The organism is Streptomyces sp. NPDC044921, from assembly GCF_056432865.1.
In genome coordinates this window covers 95036-111997 of sequence record NZ_JBWKIF010000020.1, presented here as the reverse complement: position 1 = coordinate 111997, position 16962 = coordinate 95036, and the positions used below count along the sequence as shown (strand labels likewise).

Annotated in this window: 15 protein-coding genes; 10 read left to right on the top strand and 5 right to left on the bottom strand. The window is 72.9% G+C overall.

Going from position 1 to position 16962, the window contains the following annotated elements:
• Positions 1–4: 4 nt before the first annotated feature.
• Complete coding sequence (locus AC07DA_RS27745) at positions 5–490, bottom strand: cation:proton antiporter regulatory subunit (RefSeq protein ID WP_479130927.1); 486 nt, start codon at positions 488–490, stop codon at positions 5–7.
• Positions 491–613: 123 nt separating this feature from the next.
• Between AC07DA_RS27745 and AC07DA_RS27740 the strand changes: the two genes are divergently transcribed.
• The 4 genes from AC07DA_RS27740 (at position 614) to AC07DA_RS27725 (ending at position 4721) form a co-directional block, all read left to right on the top strand.
• A complete protein-coding gene (locus AC07DA_RS27740; RefSeq protein WP_479130926.1) occupies positions 614–1657 on the top strand; it encodes a sensor histidine kinase in 1044 nt (347 codons plus the stop codon).
• Complete coding sequence (locus tag AC07DA_RS27735; RefSeq protein WP_479130925.1) at positions 1657–2313, top strand: response regulator; 657 nt, start codon at positions 1657–1659, stop codon at positions 2311–2313. Before AC07DA_RS27740 ends, AC07DA_RS27735 begins: the two co-directional genes overlap by 1 nt.
• Before the next feature lie 76 nt (positions 2314–2389).
• Positions 2390–3916, top strand: coding sequence for a tRNA (N6-isopentenyl adenosine(37)-C2)-methylthiotransferase MiaB (gene miaB, locus AC07DA_RS27730; RefSeq protein ID WP_479130923.1), 1527 nt, complete (start codon positions 2390–2392; stop codon positions 3914–3916).
• A gap of 85 nt (positions 3917–4001) precedes the next feature.
• Complete coding sequence (locus AC07DA_RS27725; RefSeq protein ID WP_479130921.1) at positions 4002–4721, top strand: class III extradiol dioxygenase subunit B-like domain-containing protein; 720 nt, start codon at positions 4002–4004, stop codon at positions 4719–4721.
• A 100-nt stretch (positions 4722–4821) separates the two neighbouring features.
• Here AC07DA_RS27725 and AC07DA_RS27720 read toward each other — a convergent pair whose 3' ends face one another.
• Both AC07DA_RS27720 and AC07DA_RS27715 read right to left on the bottom strand, forming a co-directional pair.
• Complete coding sequence (locus tag AC07DA_RS27720; protein WP_479130920.1) at positions 4822–5274, bottom strand: antitoxin; 453 nt, start codon at positions 5272–5274, stop codon at positions 4822–4824.
• Between the two features lie 26 nt (positions 5275–5300).
• Positions 5301–5570, bottom strand: a complete 270-nt coding sequence (locus AC07DA_RS27715) for a hypothetical protein (protein ID WP_479130919.1) — start codon at positions 5568–5570, stop codon at positions 5301–5303.
• Positions 5571–5752: 182 nt separating this feature from the next.
• Here AC07DA_RS27715 and miaA point away from each other — a divergent pair, with 182 nt between their 5' ends.
• From miaA to hflX, 6 genes are all read left to right on the top strand, one after another.
• Complete coding sequence (gene miaA, locus AC07DA_RS27710) at positions 5753–6691, top strand: tRNA (adenosine(37)-N6)-dimethylallyltransferase MiaA (protein ID WP_479130918.1); 939 nt, start codon at positions 5753–5755, stop codon at positions 6689–6691.
• Positions 6692–6799: 108 nt separating this feature from the next.
• Positions 6800–7330 carry a hypothetical protein gene (locus tag AC07DA_RS27705; protein ID WP_479130917.1) on the top strand — a complete coding sequence of 177 codons (531 nt, stop codon included), beginning with the start codon at positions 6800–6802 and terminating at the stop codon, positions 7328–7330.
• Positions 7331–7430: 100 nt separating this feature from the next.
• Complete coding sequence (gene dapF, locus AC07DA_RS27700; protein WP_479130916.1) at positions 7431–8303, top strand: diaminopimelate epimerase; 873 nt, start codon at positions 7431–7433, stop codon at positions 8301–8303.
• A gap of 380 nt (positions 8304–8683) precedes the next feature.
• Positions 8684–10891: a RelA/SpoT family protein gene (locus AC07DA_RS27695; RefSeq protein ID WP_479130915.1), complete on the top strand. Its 2208-nt coding sequence runs from the start codon at positions 8684–8686 to the stop codon at positions 10889–10891.
• Between the two features lie 91 nt (positions 10892–10982).
• A complete protein-coding gene (locus tag AC07DA_RS27690) occupies positions 10983–12533 on the top strand; it encodes a M1 family metallopeptidase (RefSeq protein WP_479130914.1) in 1551 nt (516 codons plus the stop codon).
• A gap of 160 nt (positions 12534–12693) precedes the next feature.
• On the top strand, positions 12694–14187 hold the full coding sequence (gene hflX, locus AC07DA_RS27685; protein ID WP_365741095.1) for a GTPase HflX: 1494 nt from the start codon (positions 12694–12696) through the stop codon (positions 14185–14187).
• Positions 14188–14273: 86 nt separating this feature from the next.
• Here the strand turns inward: hflX and AC07DA_RS27680 are convergent, their stop codons facing one another.
• Together AC07DA_RS27680 and AC07DA_RS27675 are read right to left on the bottom strand one after the other, a co-directional pair.
• Positions 14274–15479 (bottom strand): trypsin-like serine peptidase, encoded by a 1206-nt coding sequence (locus tag AC07DA_RS27680; RefSeq protein ID WP_479130913.1) that lies wholly within the window; start codon positions 15477–15479, stop codon positions 14274–14276.
• Between the two features lie 233 nt (positions 15480–15712).
• Complete coding sequence (locus AC07DA_RS27675) at positions 15713–16936, bottom strand: trypsin-like serine peptidase (protein ID WP_479130912.1); 1224 nt, start codon at positions 16934–16936, stop codon at positions 15713–15715.
• Positions 16937–16962 lie beyond the last annotated feature (26 nt).

Below are 16962 nucleotides of genomic sequence, written 5' to 3'. Positions count from 1 at the left end.
CGGCTCACTCCCGCCCGAGTATCGCCGCGGCGGCGTCGACGCCCTCACGCGTGCCGACGACGATCAGCGTGTCCCCGCCCGCCAGCCGGAAGTCCGGCGCAGGCGACGGGATGGCCTCGGCCCGGCGCAGCACCGCGACCACCGAGGCGCCCGTGTCCGTCCGCATCCGGGTGTCGCCCAGCACCCGGCCGTTCCAGCGGGAGGTCGCGGCCACCTCGATCCGCTCGGCGACGAGTCCGAGGTCCGTGGTGTACAGCAGGCTGGGGCTGTGGTGGGACGGCTTCAGGGCGTCGATCAGCGAACCCGCCTCGGAGCTGGTCAGCCGCAGGGACTGGGCGCAGGAGTCGGGGTCGTCGGACCGGTACACGTTCACCGTGCGCGTTCCGTCGCGGTGCGCGACCACCGACAGATGGCGGTGTTCGCGGGTCTCCAGGTCGTACTGGACCCCGATGCCCGGCAGCGGCGTCGCCCTCAGGCGCGGAGCTGACACGTTTCTTCCCCTTGTTCGTCCGGTCGTTCTTGCCCGTGTCCGTGTCCTGAGCGGTGCCGTGAGCGGTGTCGGTCAACGGACGGGCCACGTCCGCATGCTGCCATCCGGCCGTACGGTGGCGACATGGGTGTCGTGACGGATATACGCAGCAGCCGGTCGCCGGAGAGACTGCACGGGGAGGTGTCGGACGCGAGCCGCGGAAGGAGCGGAGCCAGGAACGTGTCGCTGTTCTGGCGGATCTTCTCGCTCAACGCGGCCGGCCTGGTCGTGGCCACGGCGCTGCTGCTCGGCCCGGTCACCGTCTCCACGCCCGTCCTGGCCGGCGAGGCGCTCGTCCTGCTCGGCGGCCTGACCCTGCTGCTGGCCGGCAACGCGCTCGTCCTGCGCTTCGGGCTGGTGCCCCTGCAGCGGCTGGACCGCGCCATGGCCACCGCGGACCTGCTGCGTCCAGGTTCCCGCCCGGTGGTCGGCGGCCCGGCGGAGACGGCCGGGCTGATCGCGACGTACAACACGATGCTCGACCGGCTGGAGGCCGAGCGGGCCGCGGGCGCCGCCCGTGCGCTGTCCGCGCAGGAGAGCGAACGGCACCGCATCGCGCGGGAGCTCCACGACGAGGTCGGGCAGACCCTGACCGCCGTGCTGCTCCAGCTCAAGCGCGTCGCCGACCGGGCGCCCGAGGACCTGCGCGACGAGGTCGGCCAGGCACAGGAGGCGACCCGGGCCGGCCTGGACGAGATCCGCCGGATCGCCCGGCGGCTGCGCCCGGCAGTCCTGGAGGAGCTGGGCCTGGCCAGTGCCCTGCGCTCGCTCGCCGCGGAGTTCACCACGCACGGGCTGACCGTGCGCCACCACGTCACCGGCGACCTCCCCGCCCTGACCCCCGCCGCGGAACTCGTCGTCTACCGGGTGGCCCAGGAGGGCCTGACCAACACCGCCCGGCACGCCGGCGCCGACCGCGCCGAACTCCGCCTGGAGCGCGTCCCGGGCGGTGCCGAACTCCTCGTCCGCGACAACGGCACGGGCGTCGGCGCCGCCCCCGAGGGCGCCGGCATCACCGGCATGCGCGAACGCGCCCTGCTGGCCGGGGCCGCCCTCACCGTCGGACCGGCCCCGGACGGCGGCACCGAGGTGCGGTTGCGCCTGCCGGCCGGGGAAGGAGCGCGCTGATGGCCACCACCCCCATCCGCGTCCTGCTCGCCGACGACCACACCCTCGTGCGCCGGGGCGTGCGGCTCATCCTGGACGGCGAGCCGGACCTGACGGTCGTCGCCGAGGCCGGAGACGGCGCCGAGGCCGTTGCGAAGGCCCGGGAGACCGCCGTGGACCTGGCCGTCCTCGACGTGGCCATGCCCCGCATGACCGGCCTCCAGGCGGCCCGGGAACTCTCCCGCCGGCTGCCCGGCCTGCACATCCTCATCCTGACGATGTACGACAACGAGGAGTACTTCTTCGAGGCGCTCCGGGCCGGGGCCAGCGGTTACGTCCTCAAGTCGGTCGCCGACCGAGACCTGGTCGAGGCGTGCCGGGCGGCCGTGCGCGACGAGCCGTTCATCTACCCGGGCGCCGAGCGCGCCCTGGTCCGTTCCTACCTGGAGCGCCTCCACCGGGGCGACGGCCTGCCGGAGCGGGCCATCACCGAGCGGGAGGAGGAGATCCTGAAGCTGGTCGCCGAGGGCCACACGTCCAAGGAGATCGGCGAACTCCTCTTCATCAGCGCCAAGACCGTCGAACGCCACCGCGCCAACCTCCTGCAGAAGCTGGGCATGCGCGACCGCCTGGAGCTGACCCGGTACGCCATCAGGGCCGGGCTCATCGAGCCGTGAGCCCCGGGCCCCGTCCCGGGGCGGGGTTGTCCACAGGCGGCCGACCCACGTGCGCCGACCGCCTACTCTTGTCCCCATGAGCAGCATCGACCGGAGCCAGTCAGTGGGCGGCACGCGCACATACGAGGTACGCACCTACGGGTGCCAGATGAACGTCCACGACTCCGAGCGATTGGCCGGCCTGCTGGAGGACGCGGGCTACGTCCGCGCCCCCGAGGGATCCGACGGCGAGGCCGACGTCGTCGTCTTCAACACGTGCGCCGTGCGGGAGAACGCCGACAACAAGCTGTACGGCAACCTCGGCCACCTCGCGCCGAAGAAGGCCGCCCGCCCCGGCATGCAGATCGCGGTCGGCGGCTGCCTGGCGCAGAAGGACCGCGACACGATCGTGAAGAAGGCGCCCTGGGTGGACGTCGTCTTCGGCACGCACAACATCGGCAAGCTCCCCGTCCTGCTGGAGCGCGCCCGCGTACAGGAGGAGGCGCAGGTCGAGATCGCCGAGTCCCTGGAGGCGTTCCCCTCGACCCTCCCGACGCGCCGCGAGAGCGCCTACGCGGCCTGGGTGTCCATCTCCGTCGGCTGCAACAACACCTGCACCTTCTGCATCGTCCCGGCCCTGCGCGGCAAGGAGAAGGACCGCCGCCCCGGCGACATCCTCGCCGAGATCGAGGCCCTGGTCGCCGAGGGCGTCTCCGAGGTCACCCTGCTCGGGCAGAACGTCAACGCGTACGGCTCGGACATCGGCGACCGCGAGGCCTTCAGCAAGCTGCTGCGCGCCTGCGGGAAGATCGAGGGGCTGGAGCGCGTCCGCTTCACCTCGCCGCACCCGCGCGACTTCACCGACGACGTCATCGCCGCCATGGCCGAGACGCCGAACGTGATGCCGCAGCTGCACATGCCGCTGCAGTCCGGCTCCGACCCCGTCCTGAAGGCGATGCGCCGCTCCTACCGCCAGGAGCGCTTCCTCGGGATCATCGAGAAGGTCCGCGCCGCCATCCCGCACGCCGCGATCAGCACGGACATCATCGTGGGCTTCCCCGGCGAGACCGAGGAGGACTTCGAGCAGACGCTGCACGTGGTCCGCGAGGCCCGCTTCGCCCAGGCCTTCACCTTCCAGTACTCCAAGCGTCCCGGCACCCCGGCCGCCGAGATGGACGGCCAGATCCCCAAGAAGGTCGTCCAGGAGCGCTACGAGCGTCTGGTCGCCCTCCAGGAGGAGATCTCCTGGGAGGAGAACAAGAAGCAGGTCGGCCGCACGCTGGAGCTGATGGTCGCCGAGGGCGAGGGCCGCAAGGACGACACCACCCACCGCCTGTCCGGCCGCGCCCCCGACAACCGCCTCGTCCACTTCTCGAAGCCGGACCAGGAGGTCCGCCCGGGCGACGTCGTGACGGTCGAGATCACCTACGCCGCCCCGCACCACCTGCTCGCCGAGGGTCCCGTCCTCGATGTGCGCCGCACGCGCGCGGGTGACGCCTGGGAGAAGCGCACCGCCGAGAAGGCGTCGAAGGTCTCCCAGCCGGCGGGCGTCCTGCTCGGCCTGCCCAAGATCGGCGTCCCGGAGCCGCTGCCCGTGGCGGCGAGCGGGTGCGGCTGCGACTGAGCCCGGCCGTGACCGCGGGCGGGGTGCGACCGGGGGGTGGCCGCCCCGTGCGGAATCGCGTCGACTGAGGGTTACCCTGCCGATCATGCTTGTCGCCGCCGCTGTCTGTCCCTGCCCGCCCCTGCTGGTTCCCGAGGTCGCCGCGGGGGCCGCCCCCGAGCTGGACGCCGCGCGAGCCGCCTGCTCGGACGCGCTGGGCGTGCTCGCGGCGGCCCGTCCGGACCGGCTGGTGGTCGTCGGGCCGGTGGACGCCCCGGGGCCCGAGACCTACCCGGAGGGCACCCGGGGGTCGTTCCGGGGCTTCGGCGTCGATCTCGACGTACGGCTGGGACGAGCCGGGGACGGGAGCGGAGCCGCGGCACGGCGGCTGCCGTACTCGCTGGCGGTGGCCGCCTGGCTGCTGGAGCGGACCGGGTGGTCCGACGCCCCGGTCGAGGCGGTCGGCGTGGGGGAGCGGCTCGACCCCGAGGACTGCGCCCGGACCGGACGGGACCTCGCCGCCGGTGCCGAGCGGGTCGCGCTGCTGGTGATGGGTGACGCGAGCGCGTGCCGGACGCTCAAGGCTCCGGGCTATCTCGACGAGCGGGCGGCCCCCTTCGACGCCGAGGTGACGCGTGCGCTCGGCGCGGCGGACCTGCCGGCCCTGCTGGCACTGGACACCGGACTCGCCCGCGAACTGAAGGTCTCCGGCCGGGCCCCCTGGCAGGTCCTGGCCGGCGCGGCCGAGGGCGCCGGACTCGGGGGATCACTGCTGTTCGAGGACGCGCCGTACGGCGTGGGGTACGCGGTCGCCACCTGGTCCTAGACCGCGTCACGACCGGCGCGGGCACGGGAAACGCCGGACGGCCGGGAGCTCGTGCTCCACGGCCGTCCGGCGCTGTGCCCCGCGGCGTGCGACGCGCGGGTCAGGAAACGGGCGGTGGCGCGTCGTCCGGCGGCGTGGTGCCGCCCGCGTCCCGCGGCGGTGCCGTACGGCCCGCGTCCGGGGGCGGGGTCGCCCCACCGGGAGGCGGAGTCGCCCCGGCCGGAGGCGGAGTCGCCCCCGCCGGAGGCGGGGTGGCCGCACTCGGCGGTGGCGTGGCCCCACCGGGAGGGGAGGCCGCCGCGTCCGGCGGCGGTGTCGTGCCGCCCGCGGCCGGTCCGCCGTCGCCCTGGTGCGCGAGTCGGCCCATGGCGCCCTTGGCCTTGCCCGTGCCCGACTGGATCCTGTCGCTGTACTTGCCCTTGGTCCTCTTGTCGACGACCTGCGCGGCCTTGTCGAGACCGTGCTGGATCCGGTCCTCGTGCTTCTGCGCGAGGTGCGAGACCTTGCCCTTCGCGGGGCCCAGCTTGGCCTTCACGTTGTCCAGGAGTCCCATGGTTCACCTTCCCTCGCGCGGGGCGGTCACGTACGGGCGCCCTCGCCGGCCTCGTTGTCGGCCGCCTTGTCGGTGGACTGCTGCTTGGGGATGTCGACGCCTTCGCCCTCGGTGCTCTCGGCACCCTTCGCCGCGGGCTCGGCGGTCTGCGGTGCTCCCTCGGCCGCCTTCGCCTCGGCCGTCGCCTCCCTCTCCTCCGTCTCGGATCCGGCCTTCGCCGCCTCGCTCGCGGCCTCGGCGGCAGGCGCCTCCTCCGTGGCCTTGGACCGCCGGAGAAGTCGTGCAAATACGCCCATATCCACTCCATACGTTACTCGTGCGGGCGAAATCCCGCGTCGCCCGGTGCGTCCGTTTGCGCGGCCCGGGCCACCGCCTCCGTGATCCGGCGGCAGGAACCTCGCAACGGGCAACGACCCCGGGGCCGTGGCGTCACGTAACTCGTTCGAGAGGGAGTCGCGAGGTTTGCGAGACTGGGTCGGTGAGCAGTGCACCCCCCGCCCCGCGCGTCATCGCCGTCGTCGGCCCAACTGCGGCCGGAAAGTCCGATCTGGGCGTTTTCCTGGCCCAGCGACTCGGCGGTGAGGTCGTCAACGCCGACTCCATGCAGCTCTACCGAGGGATGGACATCGGCACCGCCAAGCTGACGCCCGAGGAGCGCGGCGGCGTCCCGCACCACCTCCTGGACATCTGGGACGTGACCGTCACGGCGTCCGTCGCCGAGTACCAGCGCCTGGCCCGTGAGCGGATCGACGCGCTGCTCGCCGAGGGCCGCTGGCCGGTCCTGGTCGGCGGCTCGGGACTGTACGTCCGCGGGGCCGTGGACAACCTGGAGTTCCCCGGCACCGACCCGGAGGTCCGCGCCCGCCTGGAGGAGGAGCTGGCCCTGCGCGGCTCGGGCGCGCTGCACGCCCGCCTGGCCGCCGCCGACCCCGAGGCGGCCCGCGCCATCCTGCCGAGCAACGGACGCCGGGTCGTGCGGGCCCTGGAGGTCATCGAGATCACCGGCAAGCCCTTCACCGCCAACCTCCCCGGCCACGACTCGGTCTACGACACGCTCCAGATCGGCGTCGACGTGGCCCGCCCGGAACTGGACGAGCGCATCGCGCGCCGGGTCGACCGGATGTGGGACGCCGGACTCGTGGACGAGGTGCGCGCGCTGGAGGCGCAGGGGTTGCGCGAAGGGCGTACGGCCTCGCGCGCGCTCGGCTACCAGCAGGTCCTCACGGCTCTCGCCGGGGAGTGCACCCTGGAGGAAGCGCGGGCGGAGACCGTGCGTGCCACCAAGCGCTTCGCGCGCCGTCAGGATTCATGGTTCAGGCGCGATCCCCGGGTGCACTGGTTGAGTGGGGCCGCGGCCGATCTGGCGGAACTTCCGCAGCTCGCGCTGTCCTTGGTCGAACGACCGGTTACAGCCTGATCACGTCATGGCATCGGGACGCCCAGGCCGTCATCCGGTCCTTCGGCGGCGTGCCATCATCGAGCTTCGATCGACCGAGTTGAGTCCTAGTTGGGAGGGCGCGTGGCGATGGAGGCCGGCCCTCGCGACACCGCACGAAGCACCGATCACATCACCGCCGAGCGGGATGTGCCGGAGCACGAGGACGGACCGGAGCACGAGGAAGGACCGGAGCAGGAGACGGACCGTCTCAGCTCCGACGGTCCCGACGAGACTCCGGGTGTGACGGACGACGGCCCCGAGCCCGGCGACATGTTCGCGGGCGAGGTCGAGGTCGAGCTGCGCCCGCAGCGCCGGCTGCGCCTCTGGCAGCTCGCGCCCATCGTGGGGCTCGCGGCGCTCGGCTCCCTGATGTTCGCCTTCCCGCTCGCCTTCGACTTCGGCGACAGCGGGGCCGTGATCGCCATGCTCGGCCTGCTGATCTGCTCCTGCGCCGCCGGCTGGGGCATGATGGCGGCCCGCCGCGTCGGCTACACCTGGCCCGGCCTCCCGGCCAAGGGCTCCGGCCGCAGACCGGACTGGCGGGTCGTCCTCGCCTACACGGTGGTGGTGGCCGCGGTGGTCGTCCTGGCCGTGTGGCGGGTGGCGCGGCTCCGCTGAGGAGCCTCGTCGGGGAAGCGGACCGCGCGACGGGTCTCCCGCACCCGCGCGCGACCACCACCCCGGCCCCTCCTGGTGGAGCGCGCCGTACGATCGGGGCATGAGCACGCGGATCGCCTTCCTCAAGGGTCACGGCACCGAGAACGACTTCGTGATCGTCCCGGACCCCGAGAACACCATCGACCTGCCCCCGGCCGCCGTCGCCGCCCTGTGCGACCGCCGCGCGGGCATCGGCGGTGACGGGCTGCTGCACGTGGTGCGGTCCGCGGCGCACCCCGAGGCCCGGAGCATGGCCGCCGAGGCGGAGTGGTTCATGGACTACCGCAACGGCGACGGTTCGGTCGCGGAGATGTGCGGCAACGGCGTGCGGGTCTTCGCGCGCTACCTCCAGCGCGCCGGGCACGTGACCGAGGGGGACCTCGCGGTCGCCACCCGCGGCGGTGTGAAGACCGTGCACATCGCCAAGGACGGCGACATCACCGTCGGCATGGGCAAGGCGCTGCTCCCCGAGGACGGTGTCACCGTGAGCGTCGGTGAGCGCAGCTGGCCCGCGCGGAACGTGAACATGGGCAACCCGCACGCGGTCGCCTTCGTCGACGACCTGGCGCACGCCGGAGACCTGCACGCCCCGCCGCCCTTCACCCCGGCCTCCGTCTACCCGGACGGGGTGAACGTCGAGTTCGTCGTCGACCAGGGCCCCCGGCACGTCGCGATGCGCGTGCACGAGCGCGGCTCCGGCGAGACCCGCTCCTGCGGTACGGGCGCGTGCGCGGTCGCCGTGGCCACCGCCCGCCGCGACGGCACCGACCCTGCGCTCACCGGCACGCCGGTGACGTACACCGTGGACGTGCCCGGCGGCACCCTCGTGATCACCGAGCGGCCCGACGGCGAGATCGAGATGACCGGCCCGGCGGTGATCGTGGCCGAGGGCGAGATCGACGCGGGCTGGCTGGAGGCCGTTCCGCGGGGGTGAACCGGCGCAGCCGTCCGGACGGCCCCGCCCCGCGACGCGTCCTGCCGACCCTCGACCCGGAAGCCACCCACCCGGAAGCCACCGACCCGGAAAGCCACCGACCCGAAGCCGCCGCCCCGGAAGCCCTCGACCCGAAACCGCCGTACGGAACCGGCCACTTGGCGGGAACACGATCACCTCGGGCAGCCTGCACAAGGGTACAAACCTCGCATTCGTCCCTCGAATGGGTGATCAGTTTCACGCTCGGCGAGAGGCGGTCGGCCACGCGTGGTGGGCTCGATAGCATCAAGCACCGGCCCGGACGGGGGACCGAAGCCGCCTCCTGAGCCGTGTCCGCTCTGGGGCACCCCGTCCGCCGGTTGACGCAGCCGGAGGTGCCCATGAGTGCGGAGGCCACGAATCCCGTGACCCCAGGCCCGATGCCGGGCGCGGTGTCGGCGCCGGTGACGCCCGCAGCGCCGCGCAGAAAGGCCCGCCCCCGGATCGACCTGCGCCGCCTCGGCAGAGCCGCGCTGCTCGGACCCGCCGCCCGCGACCGGCTGCCCGACGCCATCGGCCACGTCGTCGAGGCCCACCGCGCCCACCACCCCGACGCGGACCTCGAACCCCTCCGCCGCGCCTACGTCCTGGCCGAGTCCTCGCACCGCGGCCAGATGCGCAAGAGCGGTGAGCCGTACATCACGCACCCGCTCGCGGTGACCCTGATCCTCGCCGAACTCGGCGCGGAGACCACGACGTTGACCGCGTCCCTGCTCCACGACACCGTCGAGGACACGGATGTCACGCTCGACCAGGTGCGCGAGCAGTTCGGCGAGGAGGTCCGCTACCTCGTCGACGGCGTCACCAAGCTGGAAAAGGTCGACTACGGCGCCGCCGCCGAGCCCGAGACGTTCCGCAAGATGCTCGTGGCCACCGGCAACGACGTCCGCGTCATGTCGATCAAACTCGCCGACCGGCTGCACAACATGCGCACGCTCGGCGTGATGCGCCCCGAGAAACAGGAGCGCATCGCGAAGGTGACACGTGACGTGCTCATCCCGCTCGCCGAACGGCTCGGCGTCCAGGCGCTCAAGACCGAACTGGAGGACCTGGTCTTCGCGATCCTGCACCCCGAGGAGTACGCGCACACCAGGGAGCTGATCGTCCGCAACGCCGACCGCGCCGACGACCCGCTCGCCGAGGTCGCCGACGAGGTGCGCACCGTGCTGCGCGAGGCGGGAATCACGGCCGAAGTCCTCATCCGCCCCCGTCACTTCGTCTCCGTGCACCGCGTCTCCCGCAAACGCGGCCGGCTGCGCGGTTCCGACTTCGGCCGCCTGCTGGTCCTGGTCAACGAGGACGCCGACTGCTACGGGGTCCTGGGCGAGCTCCACACCTGCATGACGCCGGTGGTCTCGGAGTTCAAGGACTTCATCGCCGTCCCGAAGTTCAACCTGTACCAGTCGCTGCACACGGCCGTCGCCCGCGAGGACGGCCAGGTCGTCGAAGTCCTCATCCGCACCCACCAGATGCATAAGGTCGCCGAGGCCGGTGTCGTCGCCCTCGGCAACCCGTACGCACCCGCCCCCGACGACCCGGCCGACGGCGAGCGCGTCGACCCCACCCGCCCCGGCTGGCTCTCCCGGCTCCTCGACTGGCAGGAGGCGGCGCCCGACCCCGACCACTTCTGGTCCACCCTGCGCGAGGACCTCGCCCAGGACCGTGAGATCACCGTCTTCCGGCCCGACGGCGGCACGCTGGGCCTGCCCGAGGGCGCCACCTGCGTGGACGCCGCGTACGCGCAGTACGGGGAGGACGCGCACGCCTGCATCGGCGCCCGCGTCAACGGCCGCCTGGCGACGCTGTCCACCGTGCTGCGGGACGGCGACACCGTCGAGCTGCTCATGGGACAGGACCCGGCCTCCGAGCCCTCCCGGGAGTGGCTGGAGCACGCCCACACACCGACGGCCCGCATCGCCATCCAGCGGTGGCTGGCCGCCCACCCGGCACAGGCCGAGGCCCAGGAGAGCGCGGCCCGGGCCGCCGGGGCCGACCGGCCCTCCGGCGACCGTGCGGGCGGGCCCCGGCCGGCCGGCCCGCCCGGCGCGAACGCTCCGGCCGCCCCCACCCCCGAGCAGCCCGGTGCCCGCCCCGCCGGTGGCGACGTGCTCACCGACCGGCCGGGCGCGACCGTACGCCTCGCCCGGTGCTGTACGCCCGTACCGCCCGACGAGATCACCGGCTTCGCCGTACGCGGGGGAGCCGTCACGGTGCACCGCGCCGAGTGCGCCGCGGTGGCGCGCATGAAGGACGCGGGGCGTGAGGAGGTCGGGGTGCGCTGGGGCGAGGCCACCGAGTGCCGGGTCACGCTGGTCGCCGAATCGTTCGTCCGTCCCCACCTTCTCGCCGACCTCACCGAGGCCATGGCCCACGAAGGCGCCGAGATCGTCTCCGCGACCGTGGAGCCCCCGACCCAGCAGCAGGTCCGGCACACCTACACCGTGCAGCTCCCGGACGCGGCCCACCTCCCCGCCCTGATGCGCGCCATGCGGAACGTGGCCGGGGTGTACGACGTGAGCCGGGCCCAGCCGCAGCCGCAGGGCGCCTGAGCGGCAGGCGGCGCAGGCCCCGGTCCCCGGTTCGGGTGGGCCGGACGCGCGTCGCCCGTGCCGTACGGGCGCGCGCTGATAGCCGTGAGGCATGCCCCTCACCCCCCACACCCGCTGCCGCCGCACCGGCCGCGGCCGGCGGACGTCCGCCGCCCTGCTGGCCTCGGCCGTCTCCGTGTGCCTCGTCGCCGCCAGTGCCCCCGCCGTCCCGCTCGGCGTCGGCGACCGCCTCTTCCCCTACCTGGGCAACCCCGGCTACGACGTCGCCTCGTACGACCTGTCCTTCACCTACCCCGGCACCAACAGCGAGCCGCTGCGCGCCGTCACCACCATCGACGCGTGGACCACCGCGGACCTGGACCGGATCAACCTCGACTTCGCCCACGGAAGGGTCGACTCCGTCGAGGTCGACGGAGACCCCGCCGCGTTCCGCACCGTCGGCGAGGACCTGGTGATCACCCCCGAGGACTCCGTCTCGGACGACAACTGGATGCGCATCACCGTGCGCCACACCAGCGACCCCGTGCCCGCCGAGGGCCGCGAGGGCGGCTGGGTACGCACCGGGGACGGCCTCGCCATGGCCAACCAGGCCGACGCCGCGCACCTGGTCTTCCCGTGCAACGACCACCCCTCCGACAAGGCCATGTTCACCATCCGGGTCACCGCGCCCGAGGGCCACACGGCCGTGGCCAACGGTCTGCCCGCCGGTGTGGAACGGTCCGGCGGAACGACCACGTGGACGTACCGCACCCGGCACCCCATGGCCACCGAACTCACCCAGGTCTCCATCGGCCGCTCCACGGTGCTGCACCGCACCGGCCCGCACGGCCTGCCCGTCCGGGACGTCGTCCCCACGCGGTACCGCGAGGCACTGGAGCCCTGGCTGGAGAAGACACCGGCGCAGATCGCCTGGATGGAGGACAAGGTCGGCCGCTACCCCTTGGAGACGTACGGCGTCCTCGCGGCCGACGCCTCCACCGGCTTCGCACTGGAGACCCAGACGCTCTCCCTCTTCGAACGGGAGCTGTTCACCGAGCCCGTCTACCCCGTCTGGTACGTCGAATCGATCATGGTCCACGAGCTGGCCCACCAGTGGTTCGGCGACAGCGTCACCCCGCGCACCTGGTCCGACCTGTGGCTCAACGAGGGACACGCCACCTGGTACGAGGCGCTCTACGCCGAGGAACAGGCCGGCAAGCCGATGCGCGACCGGATGAGGCTCGCGTACGGCGCCTCCGACCGCTGGCGGGCGGCCGGCGGACCGCCCGCCGCCCCCAAGGCACCCGGACCCGGCCAGAAGACCGACATCTTCCGCCCCAACGTCTACGACGGCGCCGCCCTCGTCCTCTACGCCCTGCGCCAGGAGATCGGCCGCCCGGCGTTCGAACGCCTGCAGCGCGCGTGGGTCAGCCGCCACCAGGACGGCACGGCGAGCACGCAGGACTTCGTGCGGCTCGCCGCCGAGATCTCCGGACGCGACCTGGACGGCTTCTTCCAGGGCTGGCTGTATGGCGAGAAGACCCCACCGATGCCCGGTCACCCGGACTGGAAGCCGGAGGCACCCACCAAGCCGGCCGGTGCTGCCGAACCGGCCGCGCCCACGGAACGGACTGCACCGGTGGAACCCGCAGACGCTCGATAACACGGTGACGAGACGCCCCGTGCCGTGCGACCATCGTCAGGTCGGCGCGGCACGGCGCGTGTGCCGGGAATCTCCCGGAGCGCCCATGCGTTGTGCACAGTGACGGACCAGCTCCGGCTCTCCGTCGCCGACATCGGTTTCCCAGCTACGTAAGGATCCAATGACCTCCTCTTCTTCCCCTTCCCAGGACACCAAGCGCTTCGCGCACAGCCACCCCGAGGGTCTTCGGGCCGATGCCCTGATGGAAGAGGACGTCGCCTGGAGCCACGAGATCGACGGAGAGCGGGACGGCGACCAGTTCGACCGCTCCGAGCGCGCGGCCCTGCGCCGCGTGGCGGGCCTGTCCACCGAGCTCGAGGACGTCACCGAGGTCGAGTACCGCCAGCTCCGCCTGGAGCGGGTCGTGCTCGTCGGCGTCTGGACCTCGGGCACCGCCCAGGACGCGGAGAACTCCCTCGCGGAGCTCGCCGCCCTCGCCGAGACGGCGGGCGCACTCGTGCTCGACGGCGTCATCCAGCGCCGCGACAAGCCCGACGCGGCCACGTACATCGGCTCCGGCAAGGCCGAGGAGCTGCGGGACATCGTCCTTGAGTCCGGCGCCGACACCGTCATCTGCGACGGTGAGCTCAGCCCGGGCCAGCTCATCCACCTCGAAGACGTCGTCAAGGTCAAGGTCATCGACCGTACGGCCCTGATCCTCGACATCTTCGCCCAGCACGCCAAGTCCCGGGAGGGCAAGGCGCAGGTCGCGCTCGCGCAGATGCAGTACATGCTGCCGAGGCTCCGCGGCTGGGGTCAGTCGCTGTCCCGGCAGATGGGCGGCGGCAAGGGCGGCGGCCTCGCCACCCGTGGTCCCGGTGAGACCAAGATCGAGACGGACCGGCGGCGGATCCGCGAGAAGATGGCGAAGATGCGCCGGGAGATCGCGGAGATGAAGACCGGCCGCGAGATCAAGCGCCAGGAGCGCAAGCGCCACAAGGTGCCGTCCGTGGCCATCGCGGGCTACACCAACGCCGGAAAGTCCTCGCTGCTCAACCGCCTCACGGGCGCGGGCGTGCTGGTCGAGAACGCGCTGTTCGCGACCCTCGACCCGACCGTGCGCCGGGCCGAGACCCCGAGCGGACGGCTGTACACGCTGGCCGACACGGTCGGTTTCGTCCGCCACCTGCCGCACCACCTGGTCGAGGCGTTCCGCTCCACGATGGAGGAGGTCGGCGAGTCCGACCTGATCCTGCACGTGGTGGACGGTTCGCATCCGAACCCGGAGGAGCAGCTGGCCGCCGTGCGCGAGGTGATCAGGGACGTCGGAGCCACCGGCGTGCCCGAGATCGTCGTGATCAACAAGGCCGACGCGGCCGACCCGCTGACCCTGCAGCGGCTGCTGCGCGTCGAGAAGCGGTCCATGGCCGTCTCGGCCCGCACCGGCCAGGGCATCGAGGAGCTGCTCGCGCTCATCGACAACGAGCTGCCGCGTCCCTCGGTCGAGATCGAGGCGCTCGTGCCGTACACGCACGGCAAGCTGGTCGCCCGCGCCCACGACGAGGGCGATGTGATCTCCGAGGAGCACACCCCGGAGGGCACGCTGCTCAAGGTGCGGGTGCACGAGGAACTGGCGGCGGAGCTCACGCCGTACGTCCCGGCGCCGCTCGCCTGACCGGCCGCCGACCCGCCTGCCCGAGCGGTCACTGAAGAGGCCCGTCCCCGAGTCGCTCGGGGACGGGCCTCCTTCGTGTCCGCGGATCAGCGGCCGCCGTAGGTCCTGCTCATGTTCTGGTAGAGCGCCTCGGCGTCCCGGCCCAGCCGCGGACCCGCCAGCCAGCTGTTGTCGGCCGGACCGATCGAGGTGTTGGAGACCAGCACCGACGTGCCGTTCAGCACCCAGAACCAGCCACCGCCGGACGAACCGCCGGTCATGGTGCAGCCGATGCGGTACATCGTCGGCAGGCCCGGGCTGAGCGAGAACCGGCCGGGCACGTCGACGCACTTGAACATCTTCAGGCCGTTGTAGGGCGGTGCCGCGGGGTAGCCCCAGGCGCCCATCGTGCCGGCCTCTCTCGCGGACGGGGCGGAGAAGTCCACGTCCAGCGCGGCGCCGACCGTCTCCTCCAGGGACTTCGCGCCCCGCTCGGGCTTCACATGCAGCACGGCGTAGTCGTACGCGGCCCCGTCACCGCCCGTCTCCGAACCGCCCTGGATCCACTGGTTCGAGGTCGCGGCCCAGTCCGCCCACCAGTTGCCGTACGGGGCGATCTCCGCCGGGTTCGCGTTGCCCAGCTCCGCTTCGGACTTGCCGAGGTCGTTGTACGCCGGGACGAACACGATGTTCCGGTACCAGCCGCCGTTGCCACCGGCGTGCACGCAGTGGCCCGCCGTCCACACCAGGTTCGACCTGCCCGGGTGGTTGACGTCCTTGACGACCGTGCCGGAGCAGACCGCCGGGCCGTCGGGGGAGTCGAAGAAGACCTTGCCGACCGGGGCCGCGTTGCGGTGGTACGGCGTCTTCTCGGCCTGCGCGTCGACGGGCGCCGGGTCCGGATCGCTGACGCCCTGCCCGGCCGACGCGTCCTTCGTCGTGACGGTCTTGTCGGCCTCCTCGGCGGACTTCATGCGCTCCGGCTTCCACAGGCCCTCGATCACCGGGTTGACGAAGTCCTTGGCCTCACTGAGCCACTGGTCCTTGTCCCAGTCCTTCCAGCCGCCGTTCCTCCACTGGTCGACGTCGATCCCGTGCTTCTTGAGCCTGCCCGCGAGATCGGCCGGGATCTCGACCTTGCCGCCGGCGTGCGCGTCCGCCGCCTGCGAGGGGGCGGCGGCGGGCTTGTCGCTCGCCGAGCCCGCCGAGTTGCCACAGGCGGTGGCGGTGAGCGCCAGGGCGGCGACGAGCCCGGTGGCGGCGAGGACGGTGCGCCGCCCGCGCCTCGGCGCGGACGTGGGTGTGGAACGCATGGTGAGATGACCCCCGTTGGTGCGTACGAATGTGGTGCCGGGTGCTAGCGGCGGTGGGCGGTGCCGATGTGTGCGAGTCGTGCGTGCGGACGCCGGGCACCCGGCGCGCCCCCCGTGCCCGTGGACTTGAGGGCGAACCGGGGTGAGGCGGTGAAGGATTCCGCGAGCGCGGGCCCGAGTGCCGGGTGCTCGTCCGGCACGCCGGCCCGGCCCGCGCCTCCGCCGGATGCGGCCTACCGGCCCGCGAACTTCTCGCTGACCGAGTCGAACACGCCCTTGGCCACGTCGCCCAGGCGCGGCCCGGCCAGCCAGCCCGACGTCACCGGGCCGATCGAGGTGTTGGACACCAGGGCGGGCCGGCCGTCCGAGCCGGTCGCCACCCAACCGCCGCCCGAGGAGCCGCCGGTCATGGTGCAGCCGATCCGGTACATCGTCGGGTCCGACGCCGTGACCGACAGCCGTCCCGGCCGGTCCTGGCACCGGTACAGCTTCTGCCCGTCGTACGGCGGCGCCGCCGGGTAGCCGATCGCCGTGACACTCTCCACCTGCGGCACGGCGGGAGCCCCGAAGTCGACCGGCAACGCCGAACCGACCGTCTCCTCCAGCGACTTGCCGCCGCTGCCCTTCTCCGGCGTCACATGGATGACGGCGAAGTCGTACGGCGCGCCGTCGCCGCCCGTCGAACCGCCCTGCTCGATCCACTGGTCCGAGGTCTGGGCCCAGTCGCCCCACCAGACGCCGTAGGGAGCGACGTCCTGGCGCGTGGCGTTCTCCAGTTCCCGGGCCGACCGGCCGTCGTCGTTGTACGACGGCACGAACGCGATGTTGCGGTACCAGCCGCCCTTCTTGCCCGCGTGCACGCAGTGGCCCGCCGTCCACACCAGGTTGGACTTGCCCGGGTGCGCCGGGTCCTTCACCACCGTCGCCGAGCAGACGGCCGAGCCCTTGGGGGAGTCGAAGAACACCTTCCCGGCCGTGGGCGCGGCGGCGTGGTACGACGGTGCCACGGCCTGCGCCCGCACCGGCCTCGGCGTGGGATCGGTGACGCCCTGGTCACCGGAGAGGTCGCTCTCGCCGACACCCTGGTCGGGCTCCTCCGCCTCCCGCATCCGGTCCGGGTTCCAGAGCCCTTCGATGATCGGGTTGACGTACTCGTGGGCCTCGCGCAGCCAGTCGTCCCGGTCCCAGTTCTTCCAGGCGCCGTTCTTCCACTTGTCGATGTCGATCCCGTGCTCGCGGAGCCGGTCCCTGATGTCGTCCGGGATCCGCAGCTTGCCGTCGTCCGAGGCGGTGGCGGACGCGGAGGCCTCCCCGCCCGCCGCGGCGTCCCCCGACTCGCAGGCGGTGGCGGTGAGCGCGAGCGCCGAGGCGAGGGCCACGGCGGCCAGCACGGGGGAGTTCCTGCGGCGCGCCCTCCCCCCTCGGCGTGCGGTGGACGACGGCCGGATGGATCGCATGATGTGACTCCCCCTGATGGTGACGA